The following is a 23,904-nucleotide window of genomic DNA, read 5'->3' on the forward strand; positions in this document are numbered from 1 at the left end:
TGACGGCCAATCCGTCCGCAAGACTACGGTCACGCTCGCAAGAGTCCCGCCGATCGGATCGATAGGAGCTAAACGGCAAGAAGGGCCGCCTCGAGGCGGCCCTTTCCATTTCGCAGATCCGACCGTGAGAGTAATCAGGTTCCGCCATTCGCCCAATCCGCCGCGGACCCGCCCAAGAGGGTAACCAGGTCGCCTACATCCGGCCAAGCCGGCCTCAGCGCCCGAAGAGGATAAGAATGGCGAGGAAAGTTTGGGATCGCCCCCTTTGGCGGGCGGGCGAGGGGGATTAGAATGGAGGCATACGCAGGGGAGGGACGAGAAGCGATGGCGAAAATAACCGGCATCCGATGCATACGGACGAGGAAAAACGGCACCTGGACGATCGTAAAGGTGACGACCGACCAGGACGGGCTCTACGGGCTGGGCTCCGCGAACGATCTGTACAACCCGGAGGCCGTCGTGCAGGCGATCGAGCAGCTGCTGGCCCCGCAGCTGATCGGAAGGGACGCGGCCGACATCGAGGATCTGTGGCACACGATGAACCTGAGCGGCTACTGGCGCAACGGCTCGATTCTGCAGACGGCCATCGGGGGCATCGACATCGCCCTATGGGATATCAAAGGGAAGGAAGCGGGCCTTCCCGTTTATCAACTGCTCGGAGGCGCGACCCGGGATGCCGTGCCGTGTTACGGGCATGCGGGCGGGTCGGACATCGCCGAGCTGAAGGAAGACGTCCGCCGGTTCCTGGACGAAGGCTATACCGTCGTTCGGGTGCAGATGGGCGGCTACGGCGGAGGAGGCTTCATCGGCCCGGAGAAGGCCAACGTCCCCCGGAACGCCCGGACGAAGGGGGCGGTGTTCGACGAGCAGGCTTACTTGAACGCCATCCCTCGCATGTTCGAGCAGCTGAGGCTCGAGTTCGGGCCGGACGTCGCGTTCACCCACGACGCCCACGAGCACCTCTCGCCGATCAACGCGATCCAGCTCGCCCGCCGGCTGGAGCCTTACGGCCTCTTCTTCCTGGAGGACGCCCTCCCTCCCGAGCAGATCGGCTGGTACCGCCGGATGCGCGAGCAATGCTCGACGCCGCAGGCGGTCGGGGAGCTGTTCTCGAATCCGCAGGAATGGGTGCCGCTTATCTCCGAGAGGCTGATCGACTTCATCCGCGTGCGGGTGTCCAAGGCCGGGGGCATCACCGCCTGCCGCAAGATAGCGGCGCTGGCCGAAGCGTTCGGCGTCCGGACCGCCTGGCAGGAAGGCGGGGAGAACGATCCGATCAACCAGGCGGCGGCGGTCCATCTCGACATGGCGATCTGGAACTTCGGCATCCAGGAGGTCAACCACTTCCGGCCGGAGGAGAAGTTGGCTTTCCCGGGGCATATTGAGAGACAGGGCGGGTACTTGTACGTCTCCGGCAAGCCGGGGCTCGGCGTCGATCTGGACGAGAAGCTGGCGGAGAAGCTGCTCGGGGACGGCTGGCAGCCGCGGAGCTATCACATGCCGTACGCGCTGGACCGCAAGGCGGACGGCACTTTGGTTAGACCCTGATCGGGGCCCCGGAAAAAGAGGAGGACATCGACATGAGAACCGTCGCGGTGACGGGCGGCAGCGGGAAGCTGGGCCGATGGGTGATCGAGGAGCTGATCCGGCGGCAATACCGGGTCGTCTCCCTGGACCACAAGCGGTCCGACTCGCTGCGCTGCCCGCAAATCCAAGTGGACATGAACGATCTCGGGCAAGTCGCGAGCGCCTTGAGAGGAGCCGACGCGGTTATCCATCTGGCGGCGATTCCGGCTCCCGTCGGCTATCCCCACAACTACATTTTCGCCAATAACGTCCTGGGAGGGTTCAACGTGCTGGAAGCCGCGTCCCTGCTCGGCATTCGCCGGGTCGTCCTCGGCTCGAGCACGTCCTGCTACGGCTTCGCGTGGGCCGAGAAGCCGCTGTCCCCCGTCTACCTTCCCGTCGACGAGGACCATCCCCATCTCGCGCAGGAAGGCTACGGCTTGTCCAAGACGCTGAACGAGCTGACGGCGGAGATGTTCCATCGCCGGACCGGCATGCAGGTCGTCAGCCTGCGCTTCTCGCTGATCGCCGCTCCGGGCGAATACGCGGGCTTGGCAGAGGCCGCCCGCAACCCGGAGAGCTTCCGCAAGATTCTGTGGAGCTGCGTCGACATCCGCGACGCGGCCGGCGCCTGCGTGTCCGCGTTGACTGCCGAGCTGAACGATGGAGCGGTCGCGCTGAACGTGACGGGAGACGACGTTCTGAGCGAGTGGGCTACGGAGCGGCTGATCGCCGAATTTTATCCGGAGACGAAGGAGCTGCGCGCCGAGCTGAGGGGCCGGGAGCCGCTGTTCTCCAACGAGCGGGCCAAGAAGACGCTGGGCTGGAGCCCGGTCCATTCGTGGAGGGACGGGGACGGCTGATTTTCGAGGATCAACAGGGTTCCTCCGATCGGCTCAGGGGTGAAGGTTCAAAGCCGGAACCGACAAGCGGCGGAGAGGTGTGGTACAATCAGGTCGTTGTCATCCTGATCGCTATTGGAGGAATTGGACATGTTGTACGGAATCTCCCCCCTGATCTCTCCCGAATTGCTGAAGGTGCTCGCCGAGATGGGCCACGGCGACGAGATCGTGCTGGCGGACGGCAACTTCCCGGCGGCCAGCCACGCGGCGCGTCTTATTCGCTGCGACGGCCACGGCGTGCCGGTGCTGCTGGATGCGATTCTGAAGCTGTTCCCGCTGGACCCGTACGTGGAGCGTCCGGCCGCTCTGATGCAGGTCGTTCCCGGCGATACGGCCGAGACGCCGATCTGGGACGAGTACCGGACGATCGTCGAGTCGCACACCGGAATCGCCGAGCCGTTCGAGCAGGTGGAGCGGTTCGCGTTCTACGAACGGGCGAAGAAGGCCTACGCCATCGTCGCGACGGGAGAGGGAGCGCTGTACGCGAACCTGATCCTCAAGAAGGGCGTTATTAAGGGTTAAAGATATTTCGATTCGCACTTGTGTATGAAAAATCGTATAAAATTCGCCTCAAGAAGGTGCACGGTTTGGTTTGTGTGAAAAACCATACAAAATCTACCTTTTGACGGCGTATTGCTTAAGTTTTATATGAAAAATCATACAAATTTCATCTGCTTGCGATTATTTCGACGATTTTATACGAAAAATCACACAAGTTAAACCGCCTGCACTCAGATTCTGCACGGTCCAAGCTATTCTTGGATGCGGACCTGAACATGGAAAACCAAGTCTGTATGTGAATGAGACAATTGTAGAAAAAAAGAAGCCGGGCGTTCTCTTGAGCGGAAGAGAACCCGGCTTCTTGTCTATGGCGTGCTTCGATCGCGCGGGGACGCTAAGAGCAGGCTTACGCCGACTTCAGACGGTCGAAGAAGGCGGAGATGGCCAGCTCGGCTGCGCCCATGACGGCCGAACGCTCGCCGAGCTCCGCGTAGAGGAGATGGACGTTGCGCAGATGGAACCCGAGAGCCCGCTGCTCTACCGTCCGGCGCACCGCTTCTTCGAGCCAAGGGTGCGCCTTGCTCATCCGGTTGCCGATCACCACCGCGTTCGGGTTAAACACGTTAACGATGTTCGAGATGCCGACGCCCAGATACTCGCCGATGCCTTCGAGCAGCTTCCGCACCTTGGCATCGCCGGCGGAAGCGGCCGCGAGCAGCTCGTCCAGGTCGCGCGGGTAGCCGAGCTCGGCCGCTTGGTCGAGCAGCGCCTGCTCGGAGGCGTACAGCTCCCAGCAGCCGCGGTTGCCGCAGCGGCACGGCTTGCCATGGGCTTCCACCGACAGGTGCCCGAGCTCGCCGGAGAAGCCGGACGCTCCCTTGTACAGCTCGCGGTGGAGAATAAGTCCCGTTCCGATGCCTATGCCGACGCTGACGTACACCATGTTGGAGATGCCGCGGCCGATGCCGTACTTCTGCTCTCCGAGCGCGCCCACGTTCGCTTCGTTGTCGATCAGGACGGGGATGCCGAACGTCCGGCCTAGCGCCTCCTTCAACGGGATGTCCCGCCAGCCCATGTTCGGCGCGTACAGCACGGTGCCGCCGCGGTCGACGAGACCGGGCACGCCGACGCCGATGCCGACGACGCCGAAGGCGCTCGCAGGGGCGTCCGCCATCAGCTCTTGGATGAACGGGCGAAGAACGTTGAACGCTTCGTCCGCGCCGGGCGAAGGCAGGGGCGCCTGGCGCTCCGCCACGATCGTTCCGCGCAAGTCCGTCAGCACCCCGCGCAAGTAGTTGACGCCGAGGTCGATCCCGACCGCGTAGCCGGCGGAAGCGATGAACTCGAGCAGCACCGGCTTGCGGCCGCCGCTGGAGACGCCGGTCCCGATCTCGCGCACGAGCCGATTGTCGATCAGATCCTGGACGAGCGAAGAGACGGTCGCCTTGTTGAGACCGGTCAGCTCGGATATTTTGGCCCGGGACAGAGGCTCTTCCCGCAGAATCGCCTCCAGCACGATGGCCGTATTCATACGCTTGATGAGCGCTTGGTCGCCTGTGGTTGTTTTCATGAAGAATAAAAACTCCTTAAGTTGAAGCCGCGAATAGGAATGCCTCCATCATACCACAATAAACGAGGTTGGCAACTTTGTTTATTGGATAGACAAACTAACTTTCAAGTGATATGCTAGAGCCATAGCAACGCCATCCCACCCTTTATTAGGAGGCCGTACATTCATGAGCTTTTTCCCTAATGTCCCTCAGATCAAGTATGAAGGCCGCAACTCCAAGAACCCGTTCGCTTACAAGCACTACAATCCGCAAGAAGTCGTCCTTGGCAAAACGATGGAAGAGCACCTCCGCGTAGCCGTCGCTTACTGGCATACCTTCAACGCGAACGGCACCGACCCGTTCGGCGCCGGCACCGCCGTGCGCAGCTGGGACTCGCTGTCCCCGCTGGACCGCTCCAAAGCCCGAGTCGAAGCCAACTTCGAGCTGCTTGAGAAGCTGGGCGTTCAATATTACGCGTTCCATGACGCCGACATCGCTCCGGAAGGCGCGACGCTGGCCGAGACGAACAAGAACATCGACGTCATCGTCGCCAAGCTGAAGGAATTCCAGCAGTCGACCGGCAAGAAGCTGCTCTGGAACACGGCGAACCTGTTCACGAACCCGCGCTACGTATTCGGCGCGAGCACGTCCAACAACGCCGAAGTATTCGCTTACTCCGCCGCGACGATCAAGAAGATGCTGGAAGTCGGCAAAGAGCTCGGCGCCGAGAACTACGTCTTCTGGGGCGGCCGCGAAGGCTACGAGTCCCTGCTGAACACGGACATGGGCCTCGAGCTCGACAACCTGGCCCGCATGCTGCACATGGCCGTCGACTATGCGAAGGAGATCGGCTTCACCGCCCAATTCCTGATCGAGCCGAAGCCGAAGGAGCCGACCAAGCACCAATACGACTTCGACGCCGCTACCGCGCTGAACTTCCTGCGCAAGTACGGCCTGAAGGACTACTTCAAGCTGAACATCGAAGCGAACCATGCGACGCTGGCCGGCCACACGTTCGAGCATGAGCTGCGCGTAGCCCGCCTGGACGGCGCTCTCGGCTCCATCGACGCGAACCAAGGCGACTACCTGCTCGGCTGGGACACGGACGAATTCCCGTTCGACCTGTACAGCACGACGCTGGCGATGTTCGAGATTCTCAAGAACGAAGGCGGCCTTGGCAAAGGCGGCGTCAACTTCGACGCGAAGGTTCGCAGAACGTCCTTCGAGGACGAGGACCTGTTCTTCGCCCACATCGCCGGCATCGACGCTTACGCGCACGGCCTGAAGGCTGCCGCGAAGCTGATCGAGAACCGCATCCTGGACGACATCGTAGACGCCCGTTACAGCAGCTACCGCGAAGGCATCGGCGCCGAGATCGTCGCCGGCAAGGCTTCCTTGAAGTCGCTGGAAGAGTACGTGCTGAACAAGCAACAGCCGATCAAGAACCAATCCGGCCGCCTGGAGCAAATCCGCGCGACCTTGAACGAAGTTATTTTCAGCGTTTAATCATCGGCGTTCCAAGAAGAAGACCATCAAATAGATACCGCATGTCCGCCCCCCGGAACGTTCCGAGGGGCGGCTTGTCGCGGGGGAGGACAACGGGATGAAGTATGTCGTCGGCGTCGACCTCGGCACGAGCGCGGTCAAGACGCTGCTGGTGTCGCAAGACGGAACGGTGAAGGCGGAGGCAACTCGCGAATATCCACTGTACCACGAGAAGTCGGGGTGGAGCGAGCAGGAGCCGGAGGATTGGGTAACCGGAACGTTGGAATCGCTTAAGGGGCTGGTCTCGGGCTCCGGCGTAAGCGCGGAGGACATCGAGGGCATCAGCTTCTCCGGCCAGATGCACGGCCTCGTGCTGCTGGACGCGGACAATCGGCCGGTTCGCCGGGCGATTCTATGGAACGATACGCGCACGACCGAGCAGTGCCGCGAGATCGAGCGGACGCTCGGGGACAAGCTACTCTCCGTCACCCGGAATCCGGCGCTCGAAGGGTTCACGCTGCCGAAGATTCTATGGGTGCGCGAGAACGAGCCGGAAGCGTTCGCCAAGGCTAGCCGCTTCGTGCTGCCGAAGGATTACGTCCGCTACCGCCTGACCGGCGAGATTCATATGGATCTGTCGGACGCGGCCGGCACGCTTATGCTCGACGTGGCGAACAAGACGTGGAGCGCCGAAGTTCTTCGCGCGTTCGAGCTGCCGGAAGCGTTCTGCCCGCCGCTCGTCGAGGCCGGCGGGTTCGTCGGCACGGTGAGCGCGGAAGCTTCGGCTTCGTCGGGCCTCGCCGCTTCGACGAAGGTATTCGCGGGCGGAGCCGACAACGCTTGCGGCGCGATCGGCGCCGGCATTCTGAAGCCGGGGCTGACGCTGTGCAGCATCGGCACGTCGGGCGTCGTGCTGACGTACGAGCCGGACGCTTCCGCCGACTATGCGGGCAAGGTCCACTTTTTCAACCACGGCAAGGAGAACGCCTTCTACGCGATGGGCGTTACGCTGGCGGCGGGCTACAGCCTGAGCTGGTTCCGCAACACGTTCGCGAAGGGCGAATCGTTCGATTCCTTCCTCGAAGGCGTCGGCGACATCGCGCCGGGGGCGGACGGCCTGCTGTTCACGCCTTACCTGGTGGGAGAGCGGACGCCGCACGCGGATTCGGTCATTCGCGCCAGCTTCATCGGCATGGACGGAGCCCACACGCGCGCCCACTTCGCCCGCGCCGTCATGGAGGGCATTACCTTCTCGCTTAACGAGTCGGTGGACCTGTTCCGCCAGGCCGGCAAGACGGTCGACACGATCGTCTCCATCGGCGGCGGAGCCAAGAACCCGGTCTGGCTGCAGATGCAGGCTGACATCTTCAACGCGGAGGTCGTGGCGCTCGAGAACGAGCAGGGCCCGGGCCTCGGAGCGGCCATGCTGGCCGCCGCCGGCTGCGGCTGGTTCCCGAGCCTCGACGCGTGCGCCGAGGCGTTCGTGAAGCGCTCGACCTCGTACCGTCCGGATCCGGCGCGCGCCGCCCGTTACGCCGAGCTGTTCCAAGTGTACAAGCAAGTGTACGGGGCGACGAAGGGGCTTAACGAGTCTCTGGCGGCTTTCCGAAAATAAGTTTATTGGGTAATATGAGAGGAGGCGGCGGCCGTTCCGGCGCGTTGCCTCCCTTTTAGCGAAGAGCCTCCGTTATTTCGGCCGGTAACCGAAGGAGGCTCTTTGCGTTATGCATGCGAAACGGCGAAGAACGATCGCGGACGAGGGGGCCGTACAACCGAAGAAACGTTAGCTGGAACGGGTCCTCTTGTGCATGCGAAGGCTGAGAGCCGGACACCCTACTCGGGACATATCCATCTGCGAAGACGGGAGAATGATTCCGATGAGCCATGCTTCGATAATGTTCCGCTTCCCGAACGATTCCGCCGCCCGCCTCGCCTACGACACCCTGGAGGAGTTGGGCTACGACCCGCAGCTGCATGAAGGGGCGCGGGTCCATATCCACGTGATCGACGAGGACCTGACCTCCGCCCTGGAGATCGCCCAGAGCCAGGGAGGGGAGCTCGTCGAGAGGTCCGAGTCCGAAGCGGAGGCGCTGACCAACGTCTCGTACGGCCTGGACTGCATCCCGATCCCGGCTCACCTCGTCAACGAGGACTGGACTTTGGTGCCGGACGGACCGGGAGCGACCGGGAACGAGCACGGGACGCTGAGTCCGTACGAGAGGGAAGAAGTCGAAGTTCGCGAGCTTCATCCCGACTCCGGCACGTACGACACCTTCGAAGCGAGATGACGAAAGCGGCTGGAAGCGACACGGAGCCTTCGCCCGGAAGTTTGACGGGAGAAGGCTTTTTTGGGTCTTTCTACCGGACCAGCCGGTCTTCGATGAGCATCTTGGAGGCGATGGAGAACGACTCCGGCCGGAACTCCTTCTTGTTGATATAGGCAACCATGACGGCGCCGCTCCACAGCATGCGAATATGATCGGCCAGCTCCTTGGAGTCGGGAATCCCCGCCTCCTTGGCCATCGCCGCGACTTCCGCCCACAGCGCGTTCCGGCACTCGAGCGCCTTCGCGTGGACGGGATGCCGCTCATCGGGGAACTCGACGACGGCGTTCATGTGCACGCATCCCCGGTAGTCGGGCTGCTTCATCCCTTCTGCGAGAATATCCATCAGCGAACGCAGCTGCTCCAGAGCGGAATCGGGATGCTCCCGCCGGACCCGATCGAAGTTGCCCATGGATCGTTGGAAGCGCAGCTCCAAGTAAGCGACGACCAGGTCGTCCTTCGTCGGGAAGCTCCGGTAGAAGCTCGCTTTGGCGACGCCCGACTCCTCGATGATCCGGTCGATGCCGACCGCCCGAATCCCCTCGCGGTAGAACAACCCGTCCGCCACCTTCAGGATCCGTTCCTTCGCGGATTCTCTTTTCTCCATAACGACAATGCCTCCCCGACCTCAAAAATAGATAACCTCGTCGATTGGAATCCACATCTTGACATGAGACAGATCTGTCTGTATCATCTCTCCACAGAGGGCATGAGACAGATCTGTCTCCCTCATTTTAAGAAAAAGGCGCCGTCGCTGTCAACCGGCCGGGCCTATTCCCAAGAGAGAGGTGCTTCGAGCTTATGAGTCTAGTTAACGGCGCCGGCCAAGCGGCCGATCCGCGCAGGTGGTTGTCGCTCTCCATCATTATCGTGGCGGTGTTTATGGTCGTCCTCGATACGTTCATCGTTAACGTCGCCCTTCCGTCCATGCAGCAGGACCTTCATGCCGGCTTCGATAAGCTTCAACTGATCGTCGCCGCCTACGTCATTGGTTATGCCGTTCTTCTCGTGACGGGGGGGAGGCTGGGCGATCTGTACGGGAGGAAAACGATCTTCCTGATCGGCGTCGCAGGCTTCGTCGCCGCTTCGGCCTGGTGCGGCTTGGCCGGATCGGCGAACGCGCTCATCGTCGCCCGCGTCTTCCAAGGCGTCTCGGCCGCCGTGATGGTTCCCCAGGTGCTGTCGTTTATTCAGCTAATGTTCCCCGCCGAGGAGAAAGGGAAGGCGCTCGGCATCTACGGCGCCGTTCTCGGACTCGGCGCCATCGCCGGACAACTGGCCGGAGGCCTGCTTCTGAAGGCCGATTGGTGGGGACTCGGCTGGCGCCTGGTCTTCCTCGTCAACCTTCCGGTCGGCGCGCTCGCCTTCTTGTTCGCCGCGAAGCTTCTGCGGGATTCGCGCGCTCCGGAGCGGAAGCGCATGGACACGGTCGGCGTCGTCCTGCTGACGGCCGGGTTGGGTCTCTTCATCTACCCCATCGCCGTGGGAAGCGAATACGGCTGGCCGCTGTGGGCGTTCGCGAGTCTGGCGGCCGCCGCCGTTCTGCTGGCCGTCTTCGTCCGCTTCGAGCACGGCCTGCTCCGCAGGGGCTTTTCGCCGCTGATGCCGACGACGCTGTTCCGGATCCGTCCCTTCCGAATCGGGATGTTCATCGCTCTCGCCTTCTACAGCGGGAACGCCGCGATGTTCTTCATTCTGTCCATGTACTTGCAGAACGGACTCGGTTCGACTCCCCTGCAATCCGCTTATGCCTTCGTTCCGCTAGCGGCCGGTTACTTCGCCGCGTCGCTGCTGGCCCCCAGATTGAGAAGAAGATGGGGCAACCGTGTGCTCCAAGCGGGAGCTCTGCTGATGGCGTTCGGCTACGTAGGGCTGATCTGGGTCGTCGGCCGCGAATCCGAGCCCGGCTGGCTCATGATGTTCCTCCCGCTCCTCGTCGCCGGGGCCGGCCAAGGGACCGTCTCCACTCCGCTTATCCATACAGTGCTGGCCGGCGTTCATGGGGAACATGCCGGAGCGGCTTCCGGCGTGCTCAACACGTTCACGCAGGCAGCCCAGGCGCTCGGCATCGCTATCATCGGCACGTTATACCAGACGTTCCTCGCTCATCTCGAATCCCACGGCCGAACGATGCAGCAGTCGCTCATCATTCTGACCGCGCTCGCGCTGCTAACCTTCGCGCTGCTGACGGCGCTGAGCTTCAAGCGCAAGGCCTCCGCGAGCCGGACTGTCGACGCCGGGGCCGCACCCGTATCCGCCGAGCCCGAACAATAAGGCTGCGTTCGAGCGCGAACAACCCGTCTCGAAGAAGGCAAGGCGGGTTGTTCCAAAGGATGTGCACGGATTCGCGAAGAAATGTTGATCGACCCCGCCGCCTTCCTTCCTTACAATGGATACGCTAGGAAATTCGTTGGTTGGGGGAATCGGCATTGGGCTCGAAGAGAACGGAAAGGTACGACGTCGTCGTATGCGGCGGGGGACTGGCGGGATTCTGCGCGGCGGTGGCGGCGGCCCGGCAGGGGGCGAGCGTCTGCATCGTCCAGGAGCGGCCGGTATTCGGAGGCAACAGCTCCTCGGAGATCCGGGTAACGCCGCACGGAACGGCCCAATTCCACGCCTATGCAAGGGAAACCGGCATTATATCGGAGCTGCTCGTCGAGGAACGGGCCGCCAACCACGAGAAGGTGCGGGAGAACGGCTGGACGAACAGCGTCTGGGACATGACGATGTACAATATGGCGGTGTCGACGCCCAATCTGACGTTTCGCTTGAACACGACGGTGACGGATGTTGTCATGGACGGCCCGCGCGAGATTCGCGCGGTCAAGGCCCGAGTCGCCGGCGCCGAGACGGAGCTGACGATCGAAGGGAAGGTGTTCATCGACAGCACCGGAGACGGCGTCGTCGCCGATAGGGCAGGCTGCGAATCGCGTTGGGGCACCGAGAGCCGCGCCGAATTCGGGGAACCGCATGCTCCGCTTCAGGCGAGCGGCGCGACGATGGGCAGCTCGATTCACTTCCGGGCGAAGGACATGGGGCGTCCGGTCCCGTTCCGCGCGCCGGAATGGGCGGTGAAGCACGAAGACCCCGCTTACTTCTACAAGCAAGGAAGACATTTCTACGACCTCGTGTCCGGCTATTGGTGGATCGAGATCGGGGTGCCGTGGAATACGATTTACGACAACGAGGACATCCGGCACGAATTGACCCGGCATACGCTGGGAATCTGGGATTGGATCAAAAACCGGGACCCGGAATTGAAGGAGAAGGCGGCTCATTATGCGCTCGATTGGATCGGTCAGGTTCCGGGCAAACGGGAGAGCCGCCGGATTATCGGCCGGTACTTCATGACCGAGCACGACCCGGCGAACCGCACGGTATTTCCCGACGAGATCGCTTACGGCGGCTGGTTCATCGATTTGCACACGGCGGGCGGGCTGCTCGCCCCGACGGCGGAGCCGTCCAGCGCGGAAGGTTACTCGGAGACGAGCGAGTATGCGGTGAAGAGCTACTGCGGACCGTACGGGATTCCGCTGCGGATCATGCTCCCGAAGGACGTCGACAATCTGATGACGGCCGGTCGCAACGTCAGCGTCTCGCATGCGGCGCTCGGGACGGTTCGGGTCATGGCGACGACGGCGCTGATGGGCCAGGCGGCGGGGACGGCCGCGGCGATCGCGCTCCGCGACGGGATCGCGTTCGCGGATCTTCCGGACGCGCGCATCAAGGACGTGCAGCAGCAGCTGCTTCGCGACGGCTGCTTCCTGCCGAACGTCCGCAACGAGGATCCCGCCGACCTGGCCCGGACCGCTCGCGCCGAGGCCGGGAGCGCGGAGCTCGTATACGGCGCGGGTCCCGACAGCCGCGACCGGACGGGCGGCTTCCGTCCGATCGCGGCGCTTGAGGAAGTCCCGGAGCCGCTGACGGAGCGCCGCGGACAATGGATTGCGGTCGGCGCGGACGAGATCCGCGCAATCTCCGTCTGTCTCAGCAACGGGACCGGATCGGATCAGACGGTGGAAGCGGTGCTGCAGCCCGTCGACCATATCTGGGACTACCGCGCCGAAGCGCATCCGCCGCTCGCGTCCGCGACGCTTGTCGTGCCGCCGGGGCGCAAGCGCTGGATCGAATGGCCGGTCGGGCTTCGGGCGAGCGAAGGGCTTGTCTCGGGCCGCTACGTCCGGCTGGATCTGAAGGCCAACCCGAATGTGGAGTGGCATATGGCCGGAACGGTGCTGCCGGGCCACGTCTCGGCGTTCGAGATGGGCGGGGGCCGGATGCGGCGCTACCGGGACGGAGGCACGCTCAGCTTCCGGATCGAACCTCCGCAGCCGGCCTACGGGGCGTCCAACGTTCTGTCCGGCGTGGCCAGGCCTTACGATTATACGAACGTATGGCGCTCCGATCCCGCGCAGCCGCTGCCGCAATGGGTCGGCTTGCAATGGGAGACGCCCCGCCGCATCGGGCGGGTGGAGCTCTCGTTTCCCGGGCACCTGTTCCGCGAGTACCACGGTTACCCGCCCTTTTACCGAGATCCGCAGTGTCCGGAAGAATACGCGATCGAGGCGTACGCGAACGGACAATGGCAGGAGCTCGTCCGGGTAAGCGGCAATTACCGGCAGCGCCGCGGCCATGACATTCCCGGCGGCGTCGACGCGACGCGTCTAAGAGTCGTCGTCTACGCGACCAACGGCGATCCGTCGGCGGCCGTCGCCGAAATTCGCTGTTACGGCTCCTGATCGCAACCGAACGCCCCCGCTTCGTCGCCTCCGGACGAACGGGGGCGCATTTCGGTTTGGGCGGGGCTGTGTTAAACTGCCCTCAGGAGTTCGCGGTCAGGCCGCGCAAATTCCAAACGACGGAACGGAGGCGGAGACATGAAGCGGTTGCGGTCGATTTGGCCGTCCAGCATCAAGAATCGGTTGTTCGTCTCGATCCTTCTATTCGTGCTGGTGCCTTCCACCTTCCTTCAATTGCGAAATATCAGCCAGATGGAAACGATGATGAAAACGAACATCTCCCAGCAAAATGCCGCCCAGCTGGATTCGCTGAAGAACGGGATCGAGAGCCTCCGAATCGGCGTGCTCGGCGGACTGCTTCAACTGGAGCGCGACCCCGAGCTGCGGGCGATGCTGACCGATCCCGGGGCCTTCCCCGAAGAGGACTTGCCCCTGCAAATCGGCGCCCGCCTTCTTACGCTTAAGCAGAGGCTGATGAACGCGCTCGTTCCGGTCCACATTACGTTGGCCGACAAGGACGGCCATGTCTATACGACGACGGAGGAAGGCGCTCCGAAGCGCGACGTGTCGAACGCCGACTTCGCGGCGCAGCCGGAGTATGCCAAGCTGGCCGAGTCCGGCCAATCCTATCTGTGGGAGACGCACGAGTCGCGCGACGTGCTGCAGGATCTTTTTCCCCAATCGGAGCTGTATTCGCTGTTCGGCCGCCTCGAGACGGTGAACGGCGGCACGTTCGGCTACTTGCGCATCAGCATCGATATCCGCACCTGGGTGCAGTCGATTACGAACGGATTCCAGGTCAAGCAGACGTATTACTTGTTCGACGGCAACCGGCAGCCGATCTTGCTGCCGCAGGGCGACCGCACGACCGCGCTGCTTCGCGGCATGCCGGCGCTGTTCGCGAACGATCCGTTCCATTACGCGACGGACGGCAGCAATCAATTCATCTACAACGGCATCTACCTGCCTAATCTGAACTGGACGCTCATCGCGCGTTTCCCGCTGGAAGCGCTGTCCGGCAATATCCGCGCCATGCAGCATCAGGTGATCGTCTCGTTCTCCGCGACCGTCATCGCCTTCATCGCGATCACGTACGCTATCGTCGCCTCCGTCGTGAGCCCGCTTCGCACGCTGCAGCGGAGAATGAAGGAGCTGGTCGACAAGGAGCTGGACGTCAGCATTCCGGAGAAGCGGTTCAAAGGCGAATTGCTTGTGCTGGCGAAGGCGTTCAACGGCATGATCGACGACATTCGGGGCTTGATCTCCCGGCTGCGGGCCGAGGAGCGGCAGAAGGAAGCGTTCCATTTTCAGATGCTGATGTCCCAGATGAACCCTCACTTCCTGCTTAATACGTTGAATACGATCAAGTGGAACGCGCGCAATCACGGCGACAAGGGTACGTTCGAAATTTGCCAGAACCTCGGCCGGCTCCTCGAATCCAGCCTGAACAGCGAGGTCGACCTCGTTCACTTGAAGGAGGAGATCGAACTGGTGAAGGCTTATGCGTACATCCAGTCGTTCCGGTACGATCACAGCTTCAGAACCGAATACGAAATCGGCGAAGAGCTGGAATACGCGCTGGTGCCGAAGCTGAGCCTGCAGCCGCTCGTCGAGAACGCGCTCCATCACGGTCTTGTCCATATGAAGGACAACGGAGTCATCCGGATCGCCGCCATGCGGCAAGGCGACCGGCTGCGGCTCGAGATCGCCGACAACGGCCAAGGCATCGGCGGACAGGGGCTTGGCGGCGAGAAGCCGAGGGCCGGGCGCAAGCGCAAAGGCATCGGCATCAGCAACCTTCGGGACAGGCTGGATTTGCTGTTCAAGGGCCAGGCGGATCTGTCGCTTAAGCCGCTGGAGCAGGGCACGATCGTCGTGCTGGAAATGCCGCTTATGATGGCATCGCCTTACGGCAAGGGGGAATCGGCAAATGTGGAAAATTCTTCTCGTTGAGGACGAGCCGTTCGTTCGCCGCTCGGTCCGGAACGCGATTCCGTGGGAAGAGCACGGCTTTACGATCGCGGGAGAAGCGTCGCACGGGCGGGAAGCGCTGGAGAAGATAAGCGAACTGGAGCCGGATATCGTCATCTCCGATATTTTCATGCCGTATATGGACGGCATCGAACTGCTGCGGACGGCGCGCGCCCAAGGGAGCGAGGCCCGGTTCATCATGCTGACGTGCGCGGGCGAATTCGAATACGCGCGGGCCGCGCTCGAACACGGCGCCAGCGGCTACATTCTCAAGCTGTCGATGGAGGACGAGCAATTGCTGGCCTCCCTGGCGAAGGCGAAGGCCGAGCTCGACCGCAACGCGCAGCGGCAAGAACGCATGCAGTGGGATTCCATAGGCGGCCGGCTCGGCTACTTGTGGCGCGACATGCTCGGCAAGGAGCTGAGCGCCTACGAGCGGGAGAAGCTGGAGGAGCTGCAGCGGTACGAATGGAGCGGCGGCCGGCTGACGATCGCCACCGCGCTCAGCGGCGCGGAGCCGTTCGGCTGCGATCGATTGTGCGCGCTGCTCGGCGTGCCGCCGGGGCAGGGCCGGCTCGTGCATTCGTTCGCCCACATGGGGCAGACGACGCTGTTCGTCCGCTGGGACGGAAATCCGCCGGCAGAGACGTTCAAAGTCGCGGACCGGAAGCTGCCGGTCATCTGTCGGAGCGCCGGCGGCGAAAACCTGAGGCGCGCGTGGGAGGCCAATCTGCGCTGGCTTGACCGTTTTTATTACGATCGGCAGACGGTTGCGGAGGCGGGAGGGGAAGAAGCCGGGGGGCCGTCCGTGCCGTGGGAGCTCGAGCAGCCGGTCATCCGCGCCTTCGAGCGCCACGCGACCGACGAATGCGCGGAGCTGCTCGCTTCCCTGTGGGCGTTCATGGCGGAGCGGACGCTGCCGATGGCGGTGGCGAAGGAGACGGCGGAACGGCTGGACAAAATGTTCGCGCGAATCGGCCGCAAGACGCCGGAAGACGCGGCGGAGCTGATGGCGTGCGTGCGGCACGGCGAGCTGCTGGAGCTCGTTGTTCGCAGAATGCGGAGGTACGCCAAGGGAAGCGGGCGCCAGGTTCCGGTCGACACCGACCACCCGGAGATCAACGCCATTCTGCGTTACTTGCAGCAGCATTTCGATACGGAGATCTCCTTGCAGGCGATGGCGCAGCACGTGAATATGGATGAAAATTATTTGAGCAGCCTGTTCAAGCGGAAAACGGGAGACACGTTCATCAACTACCTGCAGAAGCTTCGCGTGGAAGAGGCGAAGTTTTATCTGGAAGAGACGGACCTCGCCGTGGCGGAAATCGCCGAACGCTGCGGCTTTGCGAATCCGAGCTATTTTTTCAAGATCTTCAAGCGTCTGGCGGGCGTGACGCCGAACGAATTCCGGACGGCGCAAAGAAGCGATGCGCAGGGCTAGAGGCGAGCGCAGACGGACGGATCGGCTTGCTTCTCCACTAAGTCTCGACTAAGTCTCGACTAAGGCGGCAGCTCGGCCAACGCGCGATGCCGCCGCCGGACGGGACCGTCGGAATTGTGGATGCGGATGCAAAGAAATGTTGATTTTCATGAGGGGCGCCGTTTAGTACGATGCTTAAGGAAATATGTAAGCGCTTCAAAAATGATGGAACAGGGGTGAACGTATGCTGGCGAAAAGAAGAGGCTGGCGGATCGGACGGCTGACTGCAGCGTTGGCGGTTATTCTGCTGCTCATGGCCGTGTTGCCTCCGATCCCGGGAACGGCTTCCGTCCATGCGGCAGGGGCGGAGGCGGATACCGCCGCGGCCGCGAAGGCGGAGTCTTACCGCTGGGGAAGCGTGCCGATCGGAGGCGGCGGCTATGTGACGGGAATCGTCGTCCATCCGTCCGAGCCCGATCTCGTTTACATCCGCACCGACGTCGGCGGCATCTATCGGTGGGACGAGACAGGCGCCGGCTGGAAGCAGCTCGTCGGCTGGGCGAACCGCGGCGAGTTCAATCTGTACGGCGGCGAGAGCATAGCGATCGACCCGTCGAATCCGAACGTCGTCTATGCGGCGTTGGGCAAGTACGATTATTTGCAGCCGAGCGATATTTACAAATCGACGGACCGCGGCGAGACCTGGACGGCCACGGGCCTGAAGGCGAACGGCAAGCAGGTCCGCATGTCGGCCAACGGGGGCAACCGGACCGCCGGCGAGCGGCTCGCGGTCGATCCGAACGACGGATCGGTCGTCTACTTCGGCTCGCGCTACGACGGCCTGTTCCGCAGCACGGAAGGCGCGGCGCCCGGAAGCTGGACCAAGGTGTCCGGCTTGCCGGCCGCGAACAGCGCGCCCCACGGCGTCGCCTTCGTGCTGTTCGATCCGGCTTCGGGCTCGCCGGGCGAGGGAAGCGCCGTGCTCTACGCCGGCGTGCACAATGCGGGCGTCTACCGAAGCTCCGATTACGGCGCGACCTGGACGCTGCTGGCGGGCAGCCCCGCTCAACCGCTGCGGGCTGCGGTCGATCCATTCGGCAAGCTGTACGTCGCCCATAACTCCGGTTTGGCCGCATTCGCAGACGACGTATGGACCCATATAACGCCAGCCGCGGATGCGGGCCGAACGTTCGGATCCGTGGCGATCGATCCGGCCAACCCGGACCGGCTGATCGCGGCGCGCAAGCTCGACAGCCATGGCAATCCGATCTACCGGTCCCTGGACGGCGGCGCGACATGGGAGAAGGTGCCGTTCGCGCGGGATATCCGCGTGCCATGGATGCCGGACTGGCACTGGTCGTCGGCGACGTCCGCGCTCGCGTTCGATCCGTTCCGGCCGGGGCGCGTCTGGCTGACGGATTGGTACTACGCCTGGCGGACGGAAGACATCTACGCGTCCCCGACCGTCTGGCGCAACGATGCCAGAGGGCTGGAGACGGTCGTGAACGTCGCGAATCTCGTCAGTCCTCCCGGCGGCGGGGCGGTCCTCCATTCGGGCATCGCGGACAACGGCGGGTTCGATCACCTGTCTCTGGACGAGTTTCCGGACGAGACCTATTATACGGGCACAGGCGCCCTGAACGGGCTGACGACGACGGGAATCGACGTGCAGCAGCTTAATCCGGACTTCCTCGTGCGCGTCGGCACGTACGGCTGGAACGGGGATGGCCGGGAGGATCCCGGCTCCGGCGGTTATTCGACCGACGGAGGGAAGACGTACACGGCCTTCGCCTCGCTGCCTTACAAGGGAGCGCAAGGCGGCAAAGCGGCGGTGTCGGCGGCGTCGCCCGACGTCATCGTCTGGGCGCCGCAGGGAGGAAGCCTCTACTATACGTCCGACCGGGGCGAGACATGGCAGAAGGCCGACGGGGCGCCGTCCGGACTGCTCGAAGGAAGCGGCATCTTCGGCAACTATTATCAGCCGTTGTCGGCGGATAAGGTGCAAGGCGACACCTTCTACGTTTATAGCCGCAGCGGGGGATTTTATCGCAGCGTCGACGGCGGCAAGACGTGGACGAAGACCGCGGAGCTGCCGGCGCAATCGGTGCCGTGGCATACGGTGGAGGCGGCGCCCGGCGTGATGGGCGAGGTATGGGTCGGCTTGAACGAGCAAGGGCTGTACCGGTCGAGCGACGGCGGGAGCACGTTCGGACGGGTGCCCGGCGTGCGGCAGGCGTTCCTGTTCAGCTTCGGCAAGCATGCGCCGGGCCGGCTTAATCCCGCCGTCTTCGTGTACGGCCGCGTGGACGGCTTCGAGGGCGAAGGCATCTTCCGTTCCGACGACATGGGCGCCACTTGGGTCAGGGCCAGCGTCGCCAACCCGTTCCCCGGCAACGATCCGAACGCGATGGCTGGCGACCGGCAGGTTCATGGGCGGGTTTACGTCGGGACGAACGGTACGGGCATCCTGTACGGCTCGTTAACCGAGCCGCTCGCCGAACCGGTCTTCGAGGACTTGACGCCTCCGGCAGCGCCAGCCGGTCTGACGGCAAGCGCCGCCTCGTCCCGGTCGATCGATCTTCGCTGGAACGCTTCGTCCGACGGCGATTCCGGCATGAAGGGCTACCGGCTGCTCGATGAAGACGGAACCGTCTTGGCCGAGACGTACGGCACGTCCTACAGCGTATCGGGGCTCGTCCCGCAAACGTCATATTCGTTCCGCGTGCAAGCGATCGACAGGGCCGGCAATGTCTCCGCCCCGAGCGAACCGGCATCGGCCGCCACCCCGGCCGCCGACGTGACGCCGCCGGCGGCGCCGTCGGGTCTGAGCGCCGCGCACGCGGCGGCGTTCCGGATCGAGCTGGCCTGGACGCCGGGGCAGGAGGACGATCTGCTCGGCTATCGCGTATACCGAAGCGGAACTCCCGGCTTCGCCCCGTCGGCCGCCAACCGGATCGCGACATTGGTGACGGAGCCCGAGTACGCGGACGGCGACGGCCTGACGCCGGAGACGGCGTATTACTACCGGGTGCAGGCGGTCGACCGGGCCGGCAACGTCTCGGCGCCTTCGGCGGAGCTGGCCGCGACGACGACTGCGGACCAAAGCGTCGAGGTGATCGTAGACAATCTCGATGCCGGATTTGCTTCGGATACGCCATGGACTCCGAGCACCTACTCCGCCTCCCGCTATGGCGCCAATTACTTCCACGACGGTAAGACGGCGGGCAAATGGGCGAAGTGGACGCCCTACATTACGGTTCCCGGCAACTATAACGTCTATATGCTGTGGAACGCGTCCGCCGACCGGGTGACCGCCGCGCCGGTGGAAGTCGGTCATTCGGAGGGGACAGGACCGATCGTCAAGGTCAACCAGACGCAGAACGACAACCGCTGGGTGTATATCGGCACTTATCCGCTGACGGCGGGATCGGATGCTTACGTCAAAATCGTGTCCCCCGGCGGGAACACGACGATTGCCGACGCGGTGAAGTTTTCCCTAGCCTCGGAGGACGGTTATGGCAGCACGCACCCAAGCACGGCCAACGCCCCCGATTCGTCGGCTCCCGAAGTCCGGTTCGACCGGGAAGACGGAGCGGAAGCCGTCGGCGAATACGTCGTCTGGGGCCGAACGAGCGAGCCGGCGTCGCTTACGATTAAGCACAACGGAGCCGTACTGGCGACTCCCTATAAAACCAGCTGGAGCAACCGGTTCGCCGTTCCCGTCAAGCTGACCGAAGGGACGAACGTCATCGTCGTCGATGCCGTGGACCGCGCCGGCAACCGGTCGTCGCGAACGTTGACGCTGACGGCGAGCGAGCTCGCGGACAAAGTGTGAATCGTGCACTGAATCGCACAAATACGATGATTTCGACCGCTGGCCGGATTCGTTATGATGAGATGGACATAACGAAGAAGCGAGCGTGAGGCTATGGAAGAACGAGCGGCGTTGGGGAGGCAGACAGCCTCGGGGGCGAGAGCGCGCAAGGCTCTGACCGGCATTTGGCAGATGAAGGCGCTTTACTTGATGCTTCTCCCGTGTTTGGCCTGGTACTTCGTCTTTAAGTATTTGCCGATGTACGGGGTCATCATCTCCTTCAAGGATTACAACTTCACGGACGGCATTTGGAACAGCCCGTGGGCGGATCCTTGGTACAAATATTTTAAGCAGTTTTTCGAATCGCCGTACTTCTCGCAGTTGATGACGAGCACGCTGCTGATCAGCTTGTATAAGCTTGCGTTCGGCATGTTTCCGTCGATTATTCTGGCGATCCTGCTGCACGAATGCCGCATCGGCTGGTTCCGGAGATGGGTGCAGACGCTCAGCTATATGCCGCACTTTCTGTCCTGGATCATCATCTACGGCATCTCGATCGCCTTCCTGTCGGAGACGACCGGCCTGTTCAACCGCTGGATCACCGAGGCGGGCGGCCATTCCGTTCCGTTCCTGAATTCGACCGAGTGGTTCAGGTCCGTGCTCGTCTCCACCGAGATCTGGAAGGACCTCGGATGGGGAGCGATCATCTACCTGGCGGCGATCGGCTCGATCGACCCGACGCTGTACGAAGCCGCAAGGGTGGACGGCGCGAGCCGGATCCGGATGATCTGGCACGTGACGCTGCCGGGCATCCGCAACGTCATTACGCTGCTGCTTATTTTGAAGATCGGAAGCATGATGGACGCCGGCTTCGAGCAAGTATTCGTGTTCTACAATCCGCGGGTGTACGAAGTCGGCGACATCATCGATACGTGGGTGTACCGGATGGGACTCGAGGAGATGAGCTTCAGTCTGGCGACGACGGTCGGGCTGTTCAAATCCGTCATCGGGTTCGTGCTGATCATCGGCGCCAACAAGCTGGCCAAAAGGTGGGGAGGAAGCATATGGTAACCGGCACAGCGGACAAGTGGTTCAACAGCGTCGTCTACCTCATTCTGGCCGCCGTCGCCGCGGCTTCCATCTTCCCCTTGCTGTACGTCGTGTCGATGTCGCTCACTCCTTACAGCGAAGTGGTGAAAAACGGGGGCTTCGTGATCGTTCCGCGCAGCCTCTCGTTCGAAGCGTACAACCGCATCTTCGCCGATCCGGCGTTGGGCCGTTCCATGCTCGTGACGGTGTTCGTAACGGTCGTCGGCACCGCCGTCAACCTGCTGCTGACGACGGTCGCCGCTTATCCGCTTAGCCGAAGAAAGCTGCAGGGACGCTCCTTTTTCCTCCTGTTCATCGTCATAACGATGCTGTTCAACGGGGGGCTCATTCCGACGTACCTGATCGTGCAGTCGCTCGGGCTGCTGGATTCGGTATGGGCGCTGATCGTGCCCGGGGCGATCGCCACCTTCAACGTGCTGGTGATGAAGAGCTTCTTCGAGAATCTTCCGGAGGAGCTGTTCGAATCCGCGAGAATCGACGGGGCGCAGGAATTCCGGATTCTGTGGCAGATCGTGCTGCCCTTGTCCGTTCCGTCCGTCCTGACGGTAGGCCTGTTCTACATGGTCGGGCACTGGAATTCCTTCTTCTCGGCCGTCCTGTACATCACCGACAGGGAGCTGTATCCGCTGCAGGTCGTCATCCGCAACATGCTGCTGCTGACGCAATCGAACGAGCTGCAAGCCGAGGTGACCGTGCCGACCGCCGCCATGCAGATGGCCGCCGTCATTGCGGGCAGCCTTCCGATCATCGCCGTTTATCCGTTTATCCAGAAGCATTTCACGAAAGGGATGCTGCTCGGCGCGATCAAGGGATAAACCCGGAAGCTCTCGGGCGGCGGGTTATTCATACTAAAGCGACTTTATTCCAGAAGGCAGGGGTATCCATTGAACATGAGACACAGAAAGAGCTTGACCGTTCTGACGGCGGCCGTCCTTACGGCAGCGCTCGCCGGCTGCGGCGGGAACAACAACGACGGCGGCGCGGGAACGAAGGGCAGCGAAGGAAGCGGGCAGCAGCCGTCGGGCTCCAAGTCCGCGGTGAAGCTGGAAGCGGCCCAAATCAGTTGGGGAACGAATTTGCCGGCCGACGATTTTATCAAGAAGACGCTGGACGAGAAGCTGGGCATCTCGCTTCAGATGACGCTTATCGGCGACAAGGGCGATTATGAGAACCAAATCAACGTCCGGGCGGCCTCCAACAACCTGCCCGACGTCTTCCTCGTCACCGGCAAGCCGCAGCTGCAGAAGCTGGCCAATGCCGGTTCGCTGCTCGATCTGACGCCGTATCTCGACAAGATGCCGGAGTACGCCGCGTTCGCCGGAGAAGACGTTCTCAAGAAGGGGCGGATCGACGACAAGCAATACGCGCTGCCGAAAGCGGGCCAGGCGCTTGCTTATACGTACTGGATTCGCAAGGATTGGCTCGACCATCTCGGCCTGTCCGCGCCGACGACGGTCGACGAGCTGCTCGAGGTCGCCAAGGCGTTCACGGAGCGGGACCCTGACAACAATGGGAAAAACGACACGTTCGGTCTGACGGGCACCAACTTCGACGCGTTCGAGCCGATTTTCGGCGCGTACGGCGTCACGAATATCGCCGACGTCTCGCAATTTTTCGTTCGCGACGGCCAGGTCGTCAACACGTTCTACCAGCCGGAGTTCAAGGAAGCGCTGGGTGCAATCAAGCGGTTCCTCGACGCCGGCGTCGTCGACCCGGAGGTCGTCAGCAACAAGGGCACGATGGCGAAGGACAAGGCGTTCCAAGGCAAGGTCGGCATTATCCATACCGAGTGGGCGCAGATGATGAAGCCGGCCGAAGTGCAGGCGTGGAAGGGGGCCAACCCGAAGGCGGAATGGATTCAGCTCGCTCCGCCGAAGGGGCCGAGCGGCCAGAGCTACGCGAAGTCGGTCAACATCGGCGATTCCGGCGGCCTGTGGGTCGTGCCGAAGCGTCTGGAGAACGAGCCGGAGAAGCTGGAGAAGGTGCTGGAGCTGTTCAATTACGTCTCGACGCCGGAAGGCAACCGTCTCGTGCAGTTCGGAATCGAAGGCACGCACTTCACCTTGAACGGCGATACGGTCGCGATTACCGATCAGGGGCGCAACGAAGCGACTTACACGTGGCTGTACCAGTTCTCGGGGCGTCCGGAGACGGAATATTTGAAGACGAAGTTCGCCGATCTCGTCGACTATATCGAATTCGAAGCTTCGCTTCCGCGGATCGAGACGCTCGACGGCTTCGTTCTAAGCCCGGCCGGCTACAATCCGGCGGACGCCAACCGATTCATCGAGGAAGAGATGATCAAATTCGCGTTCGGCAAAAACGACCTCGCGAACTATGACAAGTTCCTGGAGACGCTGGAGAAGACGTTTAAATACAAAACGTATGTCGACTCCGCGACCGAACAGTTGAAGAAGCTCGGTTACGGCAAATAGAAGGGGATCGGGGCTGCTCCGGGAGGAGCGGCCTTTTGCTTTTCCCGTCTCGGGCGGGAAAAGCGCTGTCAAACGTCTGTGATAATG

Annotated in this window: 16 protein-coding genes; 14 read left to right on the plus strand and 2 right to left on the minus strand. The window is 62.6% G+C overall.

Annotated elements, in window-relative coordinates; translation table 11 throughout:
- Positions 1 to 324 precede the first annotated feature (324 nt).
- From H7B90_RS29430 to fucU, 3 genes are all read left to right on the plus strand, one after another.
- Entirely contained in the window at positions 325 to 1,548 is a 1,224-nt protein-coding gene (locus H7B90_RS29430) for an enolase C-terminal domain-like protein (protein ID WP_185139471.1), read from the plus strand.
- Positions 1,549 to 1,580: 32 nt separating this feature from the next.
- Positions 1,581 to 2,429 carry an NAD-dependent epimerase/dehydratase family protein gene (locus H7B90_RS29435; protein ID WP_185139472.1) on the plus strand — a complete coding sequence of 283 codons (849 nt, stop codon included), beginning with the start codon at positions 1,581 to 1,583 and terminating at the stop codon, positions 2,427 to 2,429.
- 129 nt (positions 2,430 to 2,558) lie between these two features.
- Positions 2,559 to 2,990: an L-fucose mutarotase gene (fucU, locus tag H7B90_RS29440; protein ID WP_185139473.1), complete on the plus strand. Its 432-nt coding sequence runs from the start codon at positions 2,559 to 2,561 to the stop codon at positions 2,988 to 2,990.
- A 385-nt stretch (positions 2,991 to 3,375) separates the two neighbouring features.
- Here fucU and H7B90_RS29445 read toward each other — a convergent pair whose 3' ends face one another.
- Positions 3,376 to 4,539, minus strand: a complete 1,164-nt coding sequence (locus H7B90_RS29445; RefSeq protein ID WP_185139474.1) for an ROK family transcriptional regulator — start codon at positions 4,537 to 4,539, stop codon at positions 3,376 to 3,378.
- Positions 4,540 to 4,705: 166 nt separating this feature from the next.
- Between H7B90_RS29445 and xylA the strand changes: the two genes are divergently transcribed.
- The 3 genes from xylA to H7B90_RS29460 all read left to right on the plus strand — a co-directional run bounded on the left by xylA (position 4,706) and on the right by H7B90_RS29460 (position 8,292).
- On the plus strand, positions 4,706 to 6,025 hold the full coding sequence (gene xylA / locus H7B90_RS29450; protein WP_185139475.1) for a xylose isomerase: 1,320 nt from the start codon (positions 4,706 to 4,708) through the stop codon (positions 6,023 to 6,025).
- 97 nt (positions 6,026 to 6,122) lie between these two features.
- Positions 6,123 to 7,619, plus strand: a complete 1,497-nt coding sequence (gene xylB / locus H7B90_RS29455) for a xylulokinase (RefSeq protein ID WP_185139476.1) — start codon at positions 6,123 to 6,125, stop codon at positions 7,617 to 7,619.
- A gap of 262 nt (positions 7,620 to 7,881) precedes the next feature.
- Positions 7,882 to 8,292 (plus strand): hypothetical protein, encoded by a 411-nt coding sequence (locus H7B90_RS29460; protein WP_185139477.1) that lies wholly within the window; start codon positions 7,882 to 7,884, stop codon positions 8,290 to 8,292.
- Between the two features lie 70 nt (positions 8,293 to 8,362).
- On the opposite strand, the gene H7B90_RS29465 is transcribed toward H7B90_RS29460, so the two are convergent.
- The gene (locus H7B90_RS29465) at positions 8,363 to 8,935 is read right to left on the minus strand and encodes a TetR/AcrR family transcriptional regulator (protein ID WP_185139478.1); all 573 of its coding nucleotides are present in this window, start codon (positions 8,933 to 8,935) and stop codon (positions 8,363 to 8,365) included.
- Between the two features lie 194 nt (positions 8,936 to 9,129).
- Between H7B90_RS29465 and H7B90_RS29470 the strand changes: the two genes are divergently transcribed.
- The 8 genes from H7B90_RS29470 to H7B90_RS29505 all read left to right on the plus strand — a co-directional run bounded on the left by H7B90_RS29470 (position 9,130) and on the right by H7B90_RS29505 (position 23,817).
- Positions 9,130 to 10,602, plus strand: a complete 1,473-nt coding sequence (locus H7B90_RS29470; RefSeq protein WP_185139479.1) for an MFS transporter — start codon at positions 9,130 to 9,132, stop codon at positions 10,600 to 10,602.
- A gap of 155 nt (positions 10,603 to 10,757) precedes the next feature.
- Positions 10,758 to 13,067, plus strand: coding sequence for an FAD-dependent oxidoreductase (locus tag H7B90_RS29475; RefSeq protein ID WP_185139480.1), 2,310 nt, complete (start codon positions 10,758 to 10,760; stop codon positions 13,065 to 13,067).
- Positions 13,068 to 13,205: 138 nt separating this feature from the next.
- Positions 13,206 to 15,020 (plus strand): cache domain-containing sensor histidine kinase, encoded by a 1,815-nt coding sequence (locus H7B90_RS29480; RefSeq protein ID WP_185139481.1) that lies wholly within the window; start codon positions 13,206 to 13,208, stop codon positions 15,018 to 15,020.
- A complete protein-coding gene (locus tag H7B90_RS29485; protein ID WP_185139482.1) occupies positions 14,998 to 16,479 on the plus strand; it encodes a helix-turn-helix domain-containing protein in 1,482 nt (493 codons plus the stop codon). The genes H7B90_RS29480 and H7B90_RS29485 overlap by 23 nt, the downstream gene beginning before the upstream one ends.
- A gap of 223 nt (positions 16,480 to 16,702) precedes the next feature.
- Entirely contained in the window at positions 16,703 to 20,293 is a 3,591-nt protein-coding gene (locus tag H7B90_RS29490; protein ID WP_185139483.1) for a golvesin C-terminal-like domain-containing protein, read from the plus strand.
- Positions 20,294 to 20,386: 93 nt separating this feature from the next.
- Positions 20,387 to 21,343, plus strand: coding sequence for an ABC transporter permease (locus H7B90_RS29495; protein ID WP_185139484.1), 957 nt, complete (start codon positions 20,387 to 20,389; stop codon positions 21,341 to 21,343).
- Positions 21,337 to 22,197 carry a carbohydrate ABC transporter permease gene (locus H7B90_RS29500; protein ID WP_185139485.1) on the plus strand — a complete coding sequence of 287 codons (861 nt, stop codon included), beginning with the start codon at positions 21,337 to 21,339 and terminating at the stop codon, positions 22,195 to 22,197. Before H7B90_RS29495 ends, H7B90_RS29500 begins: the two co-directional genes overlap by 7 nt.
- Before the next feature lie 75 nt (positions 22,198 to 22,272).
- Entirely contained in the window at positions 22,273 to 23,817 is a 1,545-nt protein-coding gene (locus H7B90_RS29505) for an extracellular solute-binding protein (protein ID WP_185139486.1), read from the plus strand.
- The last annotated feature ends 87 nt before the right edge of the window (positions 23,818 to 23,904 follow it).

It is taken from the genome of Cohnella xylanilytica (genome assembly GCF_014212175.1).
Taxonomy (GTDB): Bacteria; Bacillota; Bacilli; order Paenibacillales; family Paenibacillaceae; genus Cohnella; species Cohnella xylanilytica.

Coding starts and splice junctions, on each gene's coding strand:
- H7B90_RS29430 (WP_185139471.1), top strand. CDS start 325: ATGGCGAAAATAACCGGCATCCGATGCATACGGACGAGGAAAAACGGC.
- H7B90_RS29435 (WP_185139472.1), top strand. CDS start 1,581: ATGAGAACCGTCGCGGTGACGGGCGGCAGCGGGAAGCTGGGCCGATGG.
- fucU (WP_185139473.1), top strand. CDS start 2,559: ATGTTGTACGGAATCTCCCCCCTGATCTCTCCCGAATTGCTGAAGGTG.
- H7B90_RS29445 (WP_185139474.1), bottom strand. CDS start 4,539: ATGAAAACAACCACAGGCGACCAAGCGCTCATCAAGCGTATGAATACG.
- xylA (WP_185139475.1), top strand. CDS start 4,706: ATGAGCTTTTTCCCTAATGTCCCTCAGATCAAGTATGAAGGCCGCAAC.
- xylB (WP_185139476.1), top strand. CDS start 6,123: ATGAAGTATGTCGTCGGCGTCGACCTCGGCACGAGCGCGGTCAAGACG.
- H7B90_RS29460 (WP_185139477.1), top strand. CDS start 7,882: ATGAGCCATGCTTCGATAATGTTCCGCTTCCCGAACGATTCCGCCGCC.
- H7B90_RS29465 (WP_185139478.1), bottom strand. CDS start 8,935: ATGGAGAAAAGAGAATCCGCGAAGGAACGGATCCTGAAGGTGGCGGAC.
- H7B90_RS29470 (WP_185139479.1), top strand. CDS start 9,130: ATGAGTCTAGTTAACGGCGCCGGCCAAGCGGCCGATCCGCGCAGGTGG.
- H7B90_RS29480 (WP_185139481.1), top strand. CDS start 13,206: ATGAAGCGGTTGCGGTCGATTTGGCCGTCCAGCATCAAGAATCGGTTG.
- H7B90_RS29485 (WP_185139482.1), top strand. CDS start 14,998: ATGTGGAAAATTCTTCTCGTTGAGGACGAGCCGTTCGTTCGCCGCTCG.
- H7B90_RS29490 (WP_185139483.1), top strand. CDS start 16,703: ATGCTGGCGAAAAGAAGAGGCTGGCGGATCGGACGGCTGACTGCAGCG.
- H7B90_RS29495 (WP_185139484.1), top strand. CDS start 20,387: ATGGAAGAACGAGCGGCGTTGGGGAGGCAGACAGCCTCGGGGGCGAGA.
- H7B90_RS29500 (WP_185139485.1), top strand. CDS start 21,337: ATGGTAACCGGCACAGCGGACAAGTGGTTCAACAGCGTCGTCTACCTC.
- H7B90_RS29505 (WP_185139486.1), top strand. CDS start 22,273: ATGAGACACAGAAAGAGCTTGACCGTTCTGACGGCGGCCGTCCTTACG.